General features: G+C 71.9%; 13 protein-coding genes and 1 pseudogene. 8 read left to right on the top strand and 6 right to left on the bottom strand.

The window, feature by feature from the left end; genetic code table 11:
- Positions 1 to 8 precede the first annotated feature (8 nt).
- From ybeY to ACZ7L1_RS20965, 3 genes are read left to right on the top strand one after another with little or no spacing between them, the layout of a single operon-like run.
- On the top strand, positions 9 to 506 hold the full coding sequence (gene ybeY / locus ACZ7L1_RS20975) for an rRNA maturation RNase YbeY (RefSeq protein ID WP_471439120.1): 498 nt from the start codon (positions 9 to 11) through the stop codon (positions 504 to 506).
- Complete coding sequence (locus ACZ7L1_RS20970; protein ID WP_471439118.1) at positions 503 to 1813, top strand: hemolysin family protein; 1311 nt, start codon at positions 503 to 505, stop codon at positions 1811 to 1813. The genes ybeY and ACZ7L1_RS20970 overlap by 4 nt, the downstream gene beginning before the upstream one ends.
- The gene (locus ACZ7L1_RS20965; protein ID WP_471439117.1) at positions 1810 to 2169 is read left to right on the top strand and encodes an MmcQ/YjbR family DNA-binding protein; all 360 of its coding nucleotides are present in this window, start codon (positions 1810 to 1812) and stop codon (positions 2167 to 2169) included. Before ACZ7L1_RS20970 ends, ACZ7L1_RS20965 begins: the two co-directional genes overlap by 4 nt.
- Here the strand turns inward: ACZ7L1_RS20965 and ACZ7L1_RS20960 are convergent.
- Positions 2131 to 3585 carry an MFS transporter gene (locus ACZ7L1_RS20960; protein WP_471439115.1) on the bottom strand — a complete coding sequence of 485 codons (1455 nt, stop codon included), beginning with the start codon at positions 3583 to 3585 and terminating at the stop codon, positions 2131 to 2133. The two genes, ACZ7L1_RS20965 and ACZ7L1_RS20960, sit on opposite strands and share 39 nt — an antisense overlap.
- A gap of 90 nt (positions 3586 to 3675) precedes the next feature.
- On the opposite strand from ACZ7L1_RS20960, the gene ACZ7L1_RS20955 reads away from it, so the two are divergent.
- The 4 genes and pseudogenes from ACZ7L1_RS20955 to ACZ7L1_RS20940 form a co-directional block, all read left to right on the top strand.
- On the top strand, positions 3676 to 4545 hold the full coding sequence (locus ACZ7L1_RS20955; protein WP_471439114.1) for a helix-turn-helix transcriptional regulator: 870 nt from the start codon (positions 3676 to 3678) through the stop codon (positions 4543 to 4545).
- 80 nt (positions 4546 to 4625) lie between these two features.
- On the top strand, positions 4626 to 4979 hold the full coding sequence (locus ACZ7L1_RS20950; RefSeq protein WP_471439113.1) for a cytidine deaminase: 354 nt from the start codon (positions 4626 to 4628) through the stop codon (positions 4977 to 4979).
- 147 nt (positions 4980 to 5126) lie between these two features.
- Positions 5127 to 6446: a beta-xylosidase gene (locus tag ACZ7L1_RS20945; protein WP_471439111.1), complete on the top strand. Its 1320-nt coding sequence runs from the start codon at positions 5127 to 5129 to the stop codon at positions 6444 to 6446.
- Between the two features lie 94 nt (positions 6447 to 6540).
- Positions 6541 to 7560, top strand: a pseudogene (locus tag ACZ7L1_RS20940) (WxL protein peptidoglycan domain-containing protein); the annotation flags it as partial.
- Here ACZ7L1_RS20940 and ACZ7L1_RS20935 read toward each other — a convergent pair.
- A complete protein-coding gene (locus tag ACZ7L1_RS20935; RefSeq protein ID WP_471439110.1) occupies positions 7457 to 7795 on the bottom strand; it encodes a P-II family nitrogen regulator in 339 nt (112 codons plus the stop codon). The pseudogene ACZ7L1_RS20940 and the gene ACZ7L1_RS20935 sit on opposite strands and share 104 nt — an antisense overlap.
- Positions 7792 to 9102, bottom strand: coding sequence for an ammonium transporter (locus ACZ7L1_RS20930; RefSeq protein WP_471439108.1), 1311 nt, complete (start codon positions 9100 to 9102; stop codon positions 7792 to 7794). The genes ACZ7L1_RS20935 and ACZ7L1_RS20930 overlap by 4 nt, the downstream gene beginning before the upstream one ends.
- A gap of 185 nt (positions 9103 to 9287) precedes the next feature.
- On the opposite strand from ACZ7L1_RS20930, the gene era reads away from it, so the two are divergent.
- Positions 9288 to 10238, top strand: a complete 951-nt coding sequence (gene era / locus ACZ7L1_RS20925; protein ID WP_471439106.1) for a GTPase Era — start codon at positions 9288 to 9290, stop codon at positions 10236 to 10238.
- Positions 10239 to 10527: 289 nt separating this feature from the next.
- Here era and ACZ7L1_RS20920 read toward each other — a convergent pair whose 3' ends face one another.
- The 3 genes from ACZ7L1_RS20920 to ACZ7L1_RS20910 all read right to left on the bottom strand — a co-directional run bounded on the left by ACZ7L1_RS20920 (position 10528) and on the right by ACZ7L1_RS20910 (position 14082).
- Positions 10528 to 11694 (bottom strand): carbohydrate kinase family protein, encoded by a 1167-nt coding sequence (locus ACZ7L1_RS20920; RefSeq protein ID WP_471439105.1) that lies wholly within the window; start codon positions 11692 to 11694, stop codon positions 10528 to 10530.
- 139 nt (positions 11695 to 11833) lie between these two features.
- Positions 11834 to 13129 carry a glucarate dehydratase family protein gene (locus tag ACZ7L1_RS20915; RefSeq protein ID WP_471439103.1) on the bottom strand — a complete coding sequence of 432 codons (1296 nt, stop codon included), beginning with the start codon at positions 13127 to 13129 and terminating at the stop codon, positions 11834 to 11836.
- Positions 13126 to 14082 carry a 5-dehydro-4-deoxyglucarate dehydratase gene (locus tag ACZ7L1_RS20910; protein WP_471439102.1) on the bottom strand — a complete coding sequence of 319 codons (957 nt, stop codon included), beginning with the start codon at positions 14080 to 14082 and terminating at the stop codon, positions 13126 to 13128. The genes ACZ7L1_RS20915 and ACZ7L1_RS20910 overlap by 4 nt, the downstream gene beginning before the upstream one ends.
- Between the last annotated feature and the right edge of the window lie 87 nt (positions 14083 to 14169).

Below are 14169 nucleotides of genomic sequence, written 5' to 3'. Positions count from 1 at the left end.
AGCACCACATGTCGATCGACGTCAACAACGAGTCCGGAACCGATGTCGACGAGCAGGCGATCCTCGACATCGCCCGCTACGCGCTCGCGCGGATGCGCATCCACCCGCTCTCCGAGCTCTCGGTGATCGTCGTGGACGCCGACGCCATGGAGCAGCTGCACGTGCAGTGGATGGACCTGCCGGGGCCCACGGACGTCATGTCCTTCCCGATGGACGAGCTGCGGCCGCCGTCCAAGGACGACGACGAGCCCCCGCAGGGCCTGCTCGGCGACATCGTGCTGTGCCCCGAGGTCGCCGCCAAGCAGGGCGCCGAGGCCCCGACGCAGCACTCCATGGACGAGGAGCTGCAGCTGCTGACCGTCCACGGGGTGCTGCACCTGCTGGGCTACGACCACGAGGAACCGGACGAGAAGGCCGAGATGTTCGGTCTGCAGGCCGCCATTGTGGACGGCTGGCGCGCGGAGAGGGGCCTGACCGGCCCGTCCCCCGCCCCCACCGTGTCATGAGCCCCCAGATCGTCGTCGGCGCGATCGCCCTGGTCGTCGTCGCCTGGCTCGCCGCCTGCGCTGAGGCGGGCCTGGCGCGCGTCTCCAGCTTCCGCGCCGAGGAGGCCGTCAGGGCGGGCAGGCGCGGCAGCGCGAAGCTCGCCCAGGTCGCCGCGGACCCGACCCGCTATCTGAACGTGGCGCTGCTGGTCCGTGTCGCCTGCGAGATGGCCGCCGCCGCGCTGGTCACCTACGCCTGCCTGAAGGAGCTCCCCGGGACCGCGGAGGCCCTGCTGGTGGCGATCGCGGTCATGGTCCTGGTGTCGTACGTCGCCGTCGGCGTCTCCCCGCGCACGATCGGCCGCCAGCACCCCGTGAACACGGCCACGGTGGCGGCGTACGTCCTGGTGCCGCTGGCCCGGATCATGGGCCCGATCCCGTCCCTCCTGATCCTCATCGGTAACGCGCTCACCCCCGGCAAGGGCTTCCGCCGCGGCCCCTTCGCCTCCGAGGCCGAGCTGCGCGCCCTCGTCGACCTCGCCGAGAAGGAGTCCCTGATCGAGGCCGAGGAGCGCCGCATGGTGCACTCGATCTTCGAACTGGGCGACACCCTCGTGCGGGAGGTGATGGTGCCGAGGACGGACCTGGTCACCATCGAACGCTTCAAGACGATCCGCCAGGCCCTCACCCTCGCCCTGCGCTCCGGTTTCTCGCGCATCCCGGTCACCGGGGAGAGCGAGGACGACATCGTCGGGATCGTGTATCTGAAGGACCTGGTCCGCAAGACGCACATCAGCCGGGAGGCCGAGTCGGAGCTGGTCTCCACCGCCATGCGGCCGGCCACCTTCGTGCCCGACACCAAGAACGCGGGCGACCTGCTGCGCGAGATGCAGAAGGAGCGCAACCACGTCGCCGTCGTCATCGACGAGTACGGCGGCACGGCCGGCATCGTCACCATCGAGGACATCCTCGAGGAGATCGTCGGCGAGATCACCGACGAGTACGACCGCGAGCTGCCGCCGGTGGAGGAGCTGGGCGACGACCGCTACCGGGTCACCGCCCGTCTGGACATCGGCGACCTGGGCGAGCTGTACGGGCTCGAGGCGTTCGACGACGAGGACGTGGAGACCGTCGGTGGTCTGCTCGCCAAGGCCCTGGGCCGGGTCCCCATCGCCGGGGCGTCGTCCGTGGTGGAGCTCCCCGACGGCCGGGAACTGCGCCTGACGGCGGAGGCCGCGGCGGGCCGCCGCAACAAGATCGTGACGGTGCTGGTGGAGCCGGTGGGCCCGGTGGATCCCGCCGAGGACGAGGAGAAGAAGCCCGAGTGACCCCTCAGGAGCTGCGCGCGTTCTGTCTGTCGTTCAACGCGGCGGTGGAGGACTTCCCGTTCAACCCGGAGACCTCGGTCTTCAAGGTGCAGGGCAAGCTCTTCGCGCTGGCGGCCCTTCAGTCGCGGCCCCTGACGGTCAACCTCAAGTGCGACCCGGACGACGCGGTGCGGCTCCGCCGGGAGCACGAGGGCCTGATCGTCCCCGGCTGGCACATGAACAAGCGCCACTGGAACACGGTCACGGTCGACGGTGAGCTCCCGGACCGCCTGGTCCGGGAGCTCGTCGAGGACTCGTACGACCTGGTCGTCGCCGGTCTACCGCGCGCCGACCGCCTCCGCCTCGACCGGCCCTGAGCCGCCCGCACGCCGGGTGCGCAGTCCCAGCGCCAGCAGCACCGCCGCCGCCAGGACGATCGCCGCGTCGAGCGCGATCACCGTGTGCAGGCCCGACAGCAGGTCCGTCGACGTGGTGGCCAGGACGCCGAGGAGCGGGATGCCGACGGTTATGCCGACCTGCTGGGTGGAGGTGACCAGGCCGGTGGCCAGGCCCTGCTCCTCGTCCGGGACGCCCGAGGTGACCGTCAGGCCGTAGGAGATGATCGCGCCCAGGTGGCACATGCTGGCCAGGGCGACGGCGGCCGTGGCGAGCCACACCGACCAGACGTGGCTGTTCAGGCCCAGCAGGGCGGCGATCAGCGCGCCCTGCCCGGCGAGCGAGCCGACCAGCGTGCGGCGGGCGCCGAAGCGGCCGATGACCTTGGGGGCGTACGCGCCCGCCACCGCCGACAGGACACCCTGGAAGCCGAAGACCAGACCGGTCTCGAATGCGGACAGACCCAGGACCTCCTGCAGGTAGAGGGTCAGCACGAAGATCACCGTCGACATCATCGAGAAGGTGACCAGGCCGCCCAGGTTGCCCCACGCCACCGTGCGGCGGCGCAGCATGGGCAGCGACACCAGGGGCTGCGCGCTGCGGGACTCGACCAGGACGAACGCCGTCAGCAGCAGGGCGCCGACGACCAGCGTCGCGAGGACGTCCGCACGGCCGAAGCCGTGGTCGGCGGCCGTCGAGAGGGCGTAGATCAGGGAGAGCAGGCCGCCGGTGACGGTGATCGCGCCGGGGACGTCCAGGCGCGGGCGGTGCGGGGTGCGGGACTCGGGCAGCAGGCCGGGCGCGAGCGGGAGCACGATCAGTGCGAAGACCGAGAGCAGGCCCATCGTGGAGCGCCAGCCGAGGGCGTCGGTGAGGACGCCGCCCGCGACCATGCCGACCGTGAAGCCGAGCGACAGCAGCGTGCCGGAGATGCCGAGGGCGCGGTCGCGAGCCGGGCCCTCCGGGAAGGTGGTGGTGAGCAGCGACATCCCGGTGGGCACGATCGCCGCCGCGCCGAGGCCCTGAAGGGCGCGGCCCGCCAGGAACGACGCCGGGTCCCAGGCGAACGTCGCGAGCAGCGAGGCGGCGCCGAACAGGGCCAGGCCGGTCAGGAACAGCCTGCGGCGCCCGTAGAGGTCGCCGATCCGGCCGAACAGGAGCAGGAAGCCGCCGGACGGCAGGGCAAACGCGGTGACCGCCCACTGGAGGGCGGAGCGGCTCATTCCCAGGTCGTCGCCGAGGACGGGCAGCGCCACGTTCAGGACGGAGAAGTCCAGCGCGACCATGAACTGGGCCGCGCACAGCACGAAGAGGACGAGTTTGTCGCGCGTCGACAGCCGGGGGTTGTCGAGCGGTTCACGTGTGGGGGCGGTTTGGGTGGTGGTGTCGATCGCCATGGGCAAGAGCCTCGTGCGAACGGAATATCCGTGGGGAGTCGGCACTTATGGTGGTGGTGGCACCACCAGACAGGACGGGGGGATCCGTACGTGCCCGAGGACGCGCTGAAGAGCCATCGGCTGCGTGAGTTGCGCGAGTTCCTGATGAGCAGGCGAGCCCGGGTGACCCCGGCGGAGGCCGGACTGCCCGCCGGCGGGCCGCGGCGCCGTACGCCCGGTCTGCGCCGCGAGGAGGTCGCCGTGCTGGCCGGGGTGGGGGTCTCCTGGTACCAGTGGCTGGAGCAGGGGCGGGACATCTCCGTCTCCCCGCAGGTGCTGGACGCGGTGGCGCGGGTGCTGCGGCTCAGCAACGCCGAGCGCCGGCATCTGTACGTCCTGGCCGGGCTGAACCCGCCCGCGCCGGAGCCGGCGCCCGACCACGGCTGCGAGGGCATGCGGCGGCTGATCGACGCCTGGATGCCGTATCCGGCCCACATCATGGACCGGTACTACAACTGCGTGATGTACAACGATGCCGCGGGCTGGGTGCTCGGGATGCGGCCCGAGATCACGCAGAACTGCATCGTCGACTTCTTCACCGACCCGCTGTACCGCTCCCGCTCCCACAGCTGGGAGCAGAACGCGCACACGGTCGTGGCGCAGTTCCGGGCGATGTGCTCGGCGAGCCCCGACGACGAGGGGTTCCGGGCGGTGCTGGCCGAACTGAGGTCGGTGAGCGCGGAGTTCACCGAGCTGTGGGAGCGGCGGGACATCAAGGACGCCGGGGTGATCCGCAAGGAGCTGGACCATCCGCTGGTGGGGCTGCTGTGCGTGGAGTCGACGGCGCTGAAGGTCCCGGCGCGGCCCGACCTGACGATCGTGCTCCACACCCCGCTGGAGGAGGCGAACACCACGGCGAAGCTGGAGTGGCTGGCGTCGCCGCAGGGCAGGCGCGGGGCGATGTACCCCGTGGCGGGATGACCTCCGCCCTGCTCCGTCACGGATGACTTTGCGGTACCCCGTTGCGGGATGACCTCGGCCGCTCTTCGTATGCTCGTGGCATGACCGACAGCAACGCGCTCGACCCCGAGGACCGCAAGATCGTCACCCTGGCCCGTTCCGCGCGGGCCCGCAACGGCGTGCCCGAGGGGGCCGCGGTACGGGACGAGACCGGACGGACGTACGTCGCCGGGACCGTCGCCCTCGAGTCGCTGAAGCTGAGTGCCCTGCAGGCGGCGGTGGCCATGGCGGTGGCTTCGGGCGCGAGGTCGCTGGAGGCGGCGGCGGTCGTCACGGAGGCCGAGGGCGCGTCCGCGGAGGACCGTGCGGCCGTGCGGGACCTCGGCGGGGCTCGGACGCCTGTGCTGGTGGCCGGGCCGGACGGGACGGTTCGCGTCACGGTGACCGCGGGCTGAGGGCCCGCGCGCGGTCGAGCGGAGGAAATTGACGGCCCGTCAGTCCACTTGCCGCATCTCCATTGACTTCTCACACAACCCGCACGTCAATGGCCCCCTGTCGGCGCAGAAGAGCCGCTGCGCCCGCAACCACACGAGGGGGCCGTCATGGCTTTACCGACTCGAAGACGCCGCTGGGCCTCGGTGCTCACGGTGACCGCCCTCGCGGTCGCCGGCGGGGGTGCCCTGGCCTGTCCGGCCGGCGCCACCTCGCAGCAGGTGAGCTTCCCCACCCACTGCATTCCGCCCGCGGTCGCGGGCATCCCCCCGATCGACGGCATCACCACCGCGAAGATCACGGCGGACAACGCCAGTCCCAAGGTCGGCGACACGGTCACCGTGACCTACACGGTGGTCACGGCCGCCGCGAGCAATCCGACCGACCTGGCGCTGCCGGCCGACATCATGACGCCGACCGGGAAGGTGTCCCTCCAAGGCGCCCAGACCGGTGACATCACCGTCGCCGGGCCGAAGAAGAACCCGCCGGTGCCGGGGAAGGCGGCCTTCCCGTCCTTCTCCATGACCGGAACGTTCACCGTCACCAAGGCCGGCCAGATCACCCTCTCGCCGGGCGACTACAACATCCACACCAGCTACATCCTCGAGCTGGACACCCCGTGCACGGTGACCAACCCGCCTGCCCCGGTGTCGGAGACCGTCACGGCGACCGACGGCACCCCGGCCAGCACCCGGGCCATCGCGCTGAGTTCGGCCTCCGGTGACCCGGGCGCCAGTGTCACCGTCAGCGGCAGCAACTTCACTCCGGGCGCGGCCGTCACCCTGGCCGGGCGGGCCGGGGACACCCCGACCGCGGACACCGCCACCGCGACCGCGAACTCCCAGGGCTCCTTCAGCGGTTCGCTCGTCGTCAACGACAGGGCGACGACCGGGATCGTGGCCTACGAGGGCAGCTCCTGGAGCCAGGACAGGGGCGCGGGCCCGGCGGCGTACGTGGTCAACGACAACACGCCCGTCCCGGCCGGCAGTCAGAAGCTGACCACCACCGTCAAGGCGGGCACCCTGTCCATGTCCCAGGCCGGGGACGCCGTAGCCCTCTCGGCGGTCGACTTCGGCAAGGGCGGGGCCTCGTCCGGTGCCCTGCGAACGGTGACCGTCAAGGACTACCGCGGCGGACCCGCGGGCTGGTCCCTGACCGGCAGGGTCACCGACTTCACCGGCCCCGGCGCAAGGATCGACGCCGCAAAGCTGAGCTGGACCCCGGCCTGCACCACCAAGGCGGGCAGCCCCAGCACCTGCCGGACCGGCTCGGCGGGCACGGTGGGCGCCTCGGGAGCGACCCTGGCGTCCACCCCGGACGGCACCCTCACCGGCGGTGAGTTCACCGTGGACGCCGGGCTCTCGCTCGACGTACCGGCGTTCGCACCTCCCGGGTCGTACTCCGGCGTGCTCACCCTGACGCTCACCTGACCGTCCGGCGCATCCAGCCGGCCACGGGCGCCCTCGTACCGGGTCCGCACCCGCCCGTCCGCCTCTCTCCCGTCTCTCCCGGGGGTCCACACCCATGCGCAAGCTGTACGTCCTCCTCGTGTGCCTCCTGCCGGGTGTCCTCCTCGCCTCACCGGCGGTGCCCGCGCACGCCGCCGACAACGGCAGCTGGTCGGTCTACCCCGCCGTCTCCGCCCTCGGCGCGCGCCCGTACTTCTACCTCTCCGCCGACCCCGGTACGACCGTGAAGGACGAGGTCGTCATCGCCAACAAGACGGAGAAGCCGCTCACCTTCCGGCTGTACGCGGCCGACGCCTACAACACCGCGCGCGACGGCGGGTTCGCCGTGCGGACGGCCACGGAGAAACAGCGGGGGGTGGGGGCGTGGGCGAAGCCCGCGAAGGCCCGGGTGACGGTCCCCGCGCACGGCTCGGTCACCGTGCCGTTCACACTGCGGGTGCCCGAGGGCGCGGAACCGGGTGACCATCCGGGGGCGCTGGTGGCGCTGGACGAGCGGATCGACAGGGGGCACGGCTCGGTCGTGCTCGGTGTGCAGCGGGCCGTCGGCGCCCGTGTCCACCTCCTTGTCGGCGGACCCACGCTGCCCGCCATCGCCGTCGAGGACGTCCGCGTCACCCACCACCAGCCTCTGGTCCCCGGCCTCGGGGACAGCACGGCGACCGTCTCCTACACCCTGCACAACACCGGCAACGTCACGCTCGACCCGAAGGTGGAGCTGCGGGCGACGGGCCTGTTCGGCCGGACGCTCCTGACGCGCTCCCTGTCGCGGATCCCCTCCGAGCTGCTGCCCGGTCAGCGCGTGCGGTTGTCCGAACCATGGCGGGACGGGCCCCAATTCGACTGGGGCGACGTCACGTTGACGGCGAGTGCGAAGGACACGCGTGAGTCGGCGAGCGCCTCGTTCTTCGCGCTGCCGTGGCTGGTGGTCACGGCCGTGTTCGTGGCGGGGGTGGTGGCGGGAGCGACGGCGGTCAGAGCGCGTCGGGGCCGCGCTCGCCCGTCCGTACGCGTACGACCGTCTCGACCGGCACTGCCCAGACCTTCCCGTCTCCGATCTTCCCCGTCTGCGCGGCCTTCACGATCGCGTCGATGACGGCGTCGGCGTCCGCATCCTCGACCACGACCTCGATCCGGACCTTGGGCACGAGATCGACCCGGTACTCGGCCCCCCGGTACACCTCGGTGTGGCCGCGCTGGCGGCCGTAGCCGCTGGCCTCGGTCACGGTCAGGCCGTGCACGCCGAGTTCCTGCAGGGCCGTCTTGACCGTGTCGAGGCGGAACGGCTTGACGATCGCGGTGATGAGCTTCATGCCTGGGTCGTGACCTTCTGGGTGGTTGCGGGGACGGAGTGGGCGACCGGGGCGCCGTGGCCCAGGACCCCGTGATCGTAAGCGGTCTCGGCGTGCACCGTAAGGTCCAGTCCGGTGTGCTCCTGCTCCTCGCTCGCGCGGAAGCCCACCGTCTTGTCGATCAGCTTGCCGATGCCGTACGTCGCGCCGAAGGCGTACGCCGCCACGACGACCACCGCGAGGAGCTGCTTGCCGAGCTGTGCGATCCCACCGCCGTAGAGGAGGCCCTCGGCTCCGCCGGTCATCTCCTTCACCGCGAACAGGCCGATGAGAAGGGTGCCGATGACGCCGCCGACCAGGTGGACGCCGACGACGTCGAGCGAGTCGTCGTAGTCGAGCCTGAACTTCCAGCTCACCGCGTACGAGCAGCCGACACCGGCGGCGAGGCCGACGACCAGCGCACCGAGCAGGGACACCGTGCCGCAGGAGGGCGTGATCGCGACGAGGCCCGCGACCGCGCCGGAGGCGGCGCCCAGCGTGGTCGGGTGCCCGTCGCGCTTCTGCTCGACGAAGAGCCAGCCGAGCAGGCCGGTGCAGCCGGCGGCGAGGGTGTTGAGGAAGGCGGCCGCGGCGAGGCCGTTCGCGCCGAGGGCCGAACCGGCGTTGAAACCGAACCAGCCGAACCACAGCAGACCCGCGCCGAGCACCACCATGGGCAGGTTGTGGGGACGCATGGCGTCCTTCTTGAAGCCCAGACGCGGGCCGAGGACCAGGCACAGCGCCAGTCCGGACGCCCCGGAGGTGATCTCGACGGGCAGGCCGCCCGCGAAGTCGAGGGCGCCGAGCTTGTCCAGGATCCAGCCACCCGGACCCCACACCCAGTGGGTGACGGGAACGTATACGAGCAGGGCCCAGACGGGCACGAAGACCAGCCAGGCGCCGAACTTCGCACGGTCCGCGATCGCGCCGCTGATCAGGGCGGCGGTGATGATCGCGAAGGTGAGCTGGAAGGTGGCGAAGAGGAGGGTGGGCACGGTGCCGTGGAGGCTGTCCGGGCCGAGGCCCGCCATGCCCGAGTGTTTCAGCCCGCCGATGAGACCGGCGAACGCGTCGTCGCCGAAGGCGAGGGAGTAGCCGCAGGCCAACCACACCACCGTGACCAGAGCGATCGACACGAAGCTCATCATCAGCATGTTGAGCACGCTTTTCGTGCGGACCATGCCGCCGTAGAAGAGGGCGAGGCCGGGGGTCATCAGCAGCACGAGTGCGGTGGCGGCGAGCAGCCAGGCGGTGTCGCCGGTGTCGATGTGGGACGCGGCCAGGGTCACGGGCTCTCCTACGGTGCGGGGGCTCGTCCGAGGGTCACCGGCGCTCGTTTCCTGTTGCGTACAGGTGTGTTTCCGTGACGTTTCGTGTTGCGGGAAGGTTTCCGGAATCTCACCGGGGGGCGCGGGGGGCCCGGGGCGCGGCCGGGCGTGCGGAGGGGCTCCGTGGATCAGGGAGAATGGGCGCCATGAGCGTGCGCACCCAGCCATCCGAGCCCACCGAGGCCGTCCACCGGGCGGGCTTCGCCTGTTTCGTGGGCCGTCCCAACGCGGGCAAGTCCACCCTGACGAACGCTCTGGTCGGGCAGAAGGTGGCGATCACCTCGAACCGACCGCAGACGACGCGGCACACGGTACGGGGCATCGTGCACCGGCCGGACGCGCAGCTGATCCTGGTGGACACGCCGGGTCTGCACAAGCCGCGCACCCTGCTGGGCGAGCGCCTGAACGACGTGGTGCGCGCGACGTGGGCGGAGGTCGACGTGATCGGTTTCTGTCTGCCCGCCGACCAGAAGATCGGTCCCGGGGACCGCTTCATCGCGAAGGAGCTGGCGGGGATCAGGAAGACCCCGAAGGTCGCGATCGTCACGAAGACGGACCTGGTGGACTCCAAGGCCCTGGCCGAGCAGCTCATCGCGATCGACCGGCTGGGTGAGGAGCTGGGGATCGAGTGGGCGGAGATCGTCCCGGTGTCGGCGACCGCGAACAAGCAGGTGGGGCTGTTGGCGGACCTGCTGATCCCGCTGCTGCCGGAGGGGCCGGCGCTGTATCCCGAGGGCGACCTGACGGACGAGCCGGAGCAGGTCATGGTGGCGGAGCTGATCCGTGAGGCGGCGCTGGAGGGCGTCCGGGACGAGCTGCCGCACTCGATCGCGGTGGTGGTGGAGGAGATGCTGCCGCGCGAGGACCGTCCGGCGGACAAGCCGCTGCTGGACATCCACGCGAACGTCTACATCGAGCGGCCGAGCCAGAAGGGGATCATCATCGGGCCCAAGGGCAAGCGGCTGAAGGAGGTCGGCATCAAGTCCCGCAAGCACATCGAGGCGCTGCTGGGGACGCCGGTGTTCCTGGACCTCCATGTGAAGGTGGCGAAGGACTGGCAACGGGACCCGAAGCAGCTGCGGCGGCTGGGCTTCTGAGAGGTTTTCGCCCCCGCCGCCCCTACCCTTCCCGTCCCTGGGGGCTGCGCCCCAGATCCGCGCTTCGGCCTCAACGGCCTCGTCCTCAGGCTCCCCCAAGCTCTTCGAGCAGGGGGGACCCCGGACGGGCTGAAAATCAGCCCAGCCCCGGAGGGGTGCAGGGTACGCAGTCCCCGCCGGGGTCCAGGGGCGGAGCCCCTGCGGGGTCGAAGGGGCAGAGCCCCTGGAGGGTGGGACGGGTGGGGGCGGCGCGGTCGAAACAACCCTCGGCGTCCGCCGCCCGCGAGCGTCACCCCGGTCGGCGGAAGCCGATCGTCGGGACGGCGCGGCGGCGCGGCCACGCTTCGATGCCCTCCTCAGGGACCAGGCCCTCCAGGAACGCGTAGCGGGTCAGGGCCGCCGGGTCCTGGTTCTCGTAGGACTGGACCTTGCGCCACCACGCCCCGATCTCCGACCAGTCGGGCGCCGACAACGAGCCGCCGAACTCCTGGACGGACAGCGCCGCCGTCAGACCGGCGAAGGCGAGCCGGTCGGCCAGCGGCCACTCCGCCAGCGTGCCGGTCACGAAACCCGCCACGAAGACGTCACCCGCCCCCGTGGGGTCTAGCGCCTCCACGGCGATCGCGGGCACGCCCGCGCTCTCCCCGGTGCGCCCGTCCACGGCGTACGCCCCCTCCGCGCCGAGGGTGACCACGGCCAGCGGCACATACTCGGTGAGCGCGTGCGCGGCGGCGCGCGGGCAGTCCGTGCCGGTGTACCGCATGGCCTCCTCGGCGTTCGGCAGGAACGCCTCGCAGTGTTCGAGGTCGGCCAGCCCCGCCGGGTCCCACGCCCCGGTCTCGTCCCAGCCGACGTCGGCGAAGATCCGTGTGCCCTGCTTCGCGGCCTGCGCGATCCACGGCTCACGCCTGCCCGGCGTCAGCGAGGCGACCGCGGCCCGGGCGCGCGGCGGGCAGGCGAAAAGATCTTCGCCCGGAGGCCGTCCGTTGAGGGTGGTGGTGGGCGACGGGCGGGAGGGCTCCTCCGGCGGCGGCTCGTGGCCGTGGGAGACCATGGTGCGCTCGCCCTCGTAGGCCATGGAAACGGTCACCGGGGAGTGCCAGCCGGGGACCTTGCGGGACGGCGAGAGGTCGATGCCCTCGCCGTCCTTCAACTCGTTCCAGCAGTACTCGCCGTAGTGGTCGTCACCGAAGGCCGCCGCCAGGCACGTCCGCAGCCCGAGGCGGGCCAGCGCGGTGGCCATGTTGGCGACGCCCCCGGGGCTCGACCCCATGCCCCGCGCCCAGGACTCGGTGCCGCGCACCGGGGCGGAGTCGAGGCCGGTGAAGATGATGTCGAGGAAGACGGTCCCCGTGAGGTAGACGTCCCAGGGCGGGTCGCCGGGCGCGCGCAGCGCGGCAAGGGGGTCGACGTGGGCGTGGTGGCGGTGTGGTCCCTCTCCGATGGACGCGGTCACGGTGCGCTCCCTGGCGTGGTGCTGATCCAGCCAGTGTGCACCAAGCGTCGCTCCGGGCGGGCCGGTCGCCCGCGCCCGCCGGGGTCGGCGGTCGGCCACCGGCGGGCGCGCGCACCGCGCCCGCCAGGCTCGGGGTCCGCTACCAGCGGGGCACCGTCGGCGTCACCCACCCCGGGTCCGCGACCCGCATCGCCGCCGCGTCGTCGCGGTCGCGCAGGCCGCCGTCGTCGGCGAGCCAGCGCTCGTGCAGCGCGGCCAGCCGATCGCGGTCCAGGCTGACGCCGAGCCCGGGCGCGTCGGGTACGGCGACCCGGCCGCCGGTGAACGCGATGCGCTCGGTGACGACGTCCTCGGACTGCCAGGGGTAGTGGGTGTCGCAGGCGTGGTGGAGGTCCGGCACGGTCGAGGCGACGTGGGTCATCGCGGCCAGCGAGATGCCGAGGTGGGTGTTGGAGTGCATGGACACCCCGACGCCGAACACGCGGCAGATCGCGGCGAGTTCGCGCGTGTTGCGCAGCCCGCCCCAGTAGTGGTGGTCGGAGAGCACCACCTGCACGGCGCCCTGCGTGAACGCCTCCTTGATCTCGTCGAACGTGGTCACGCACATGTTGGTGGCGAGCGGCACGCCGGTCCGCGCGGCGACCTCGGCCATGGCGGGTGTGCCGAGGGCCGGGTCCTCCAGGTACTCGAGCACGTCGCGCAGTTCCTCGGCCACCTTCACCGAGGTCTCCACCGACCAGGCACCGTTGGGGTCCAGGCGCAACGGATGCTCGGGAAACGCCTCGGCGAGCGCGCGGATCGCGGCGATCTCCTGCCCCGGCGGGAAGACGCCGCCCTTGAGCTTGAAGGACGTGAAGCCGTACCGCTCCTTGAACCTCCGCGCCTGGGTGACGACACCCGCCGGGTCGAGCGCGGCTCCCCAGTCGTCCTGCTCTGCCGCCACGCCCTCGGGGTGAGCGGCGCATTTGTAGAAAAGGTACGCGCTGTACTCGACCTCGTCGCGCAGCTTGCCGCCGAGCAGCGCGTGCACGGGCAGCCCGAGCGCCTTGCCGAGCGCGTCGAGGCAGGCGACCTCGAAGGCGGAGAGGACGGACAGGCGCAGCTTGTCGCTCGTCTGGACGCCGCGCAGTCCGCCGACGTCGAGCCGGTCGGAGGCCCTGGAGCCGTCGACGGCCACGTCCTCCGCGACCGTGAACAGGCCGTTGAGGTCGGACGCCTGACGGCCGACCAGCTTGTCGGCGATGGGCCGGGCGAGTTCCAGGTACTTGGTGTCGCCGTAGGTCTCGCCCACGCCGCTGGTGCCGTCGGCCGTCACCACCTCGACGATCAGCCTGGGCGTGTACGGCTGGTGGACGCCCTGGGTGTTCAGCAGGGGCGGGTCGGCGACCAGGATCGGGGTCAGCCGCACCTCGGAGACGGTCAGGTCGCGGGTCACAGGGCTGCTCCTACGAGGTCGAGTCCGGCGGTCAGCAGGTCCTTCAGGTCGGCCAGATCGGCGGCCGACGGCTCGGTGAGCGGGGCGCGCACGGGTCCCACGGGGCGGCCGCGCAGCCGGGCGGCGGCCTTGACCAGCGACACGGCGTATCCGGGCACCCGGTCGCGCAGCGCGACGAGCGGGACGTAGAAGTCGCGCAGCAGCTTGTCCACCGTGGCGTCGTCTCCGGCGCGCAGCGAGGTGAAGAAGGCGACCGCGATCTCGGGGGCGAAGGCGTGAACGGCGGAGGAGTAGGCGGGGACGCCCACGGCGGCGTACGCGCGGGCCTGGACCTCCGCGGTGGCGGCGCCGTTGAAGAACAGGAAGCCCTCGGGTGCGGCGAGGGTGAGCCGTTGCAGCCGGTCCAGGTCGCTGTGGCCGTCCTTGAGTCCGATGACGCCGGGGATCTCGGTGATGCGCCGGAACGCCTGAAGTCCGTAGGCGACCTGACCGCGCTGGTAGGCGATCAGCGGCAGCCGGGTGCGGGCGGCGATGTGCTCGAGCTGGGCGACGAGCCCGTCCTGCGGGGCCGCGACCAGGTAGTGCGGCAGGACGAGCAGCGCATCGGCGCCGGCGTCCTCGGCGATCCGCGCGAACCGCACGGCCTGCGCCCAGCCGTATCCCACGCCCGCGACTACGGGCACGGCACCTCCGGCGGCCTCCACCGCCGCGGCGACCACCTGCCCGTACTCGTCCTCGCCCAGGGAGAAGAACTCTCCGGTGCCGCAGGCGGGGAAGACGGCGCCGGGGCCGGTGGCGAGCTGCGCCGCGACATGGGCGCGGAAGCCCTCGAGGTCGAGGGAGCCGTCGTCGTGGAAGCTCGTGAGCGGGAACGACAGGATCCCGCGCGCCATACCGTCCCGCAGCCGCCGTGCCACGGCCTCCGTGTCCGAACCGTCGCTCACCCTGCTCATCTCCCCACCCGGATACCATCCACGTATGAAGATGGAGGTTAGATAGGCGAACGAGACCCGTCAATGCCCCCACCGCGACCGGAGTGC

The sequence above is a fragment of the Streptomyces sp. NPDC107546 genome (assembly GCF_055639175.1).
Note: the sequence above shows the minus strand (reverse complement) of the source record. Positions and strands in the feature narration are given on the sequence as shown.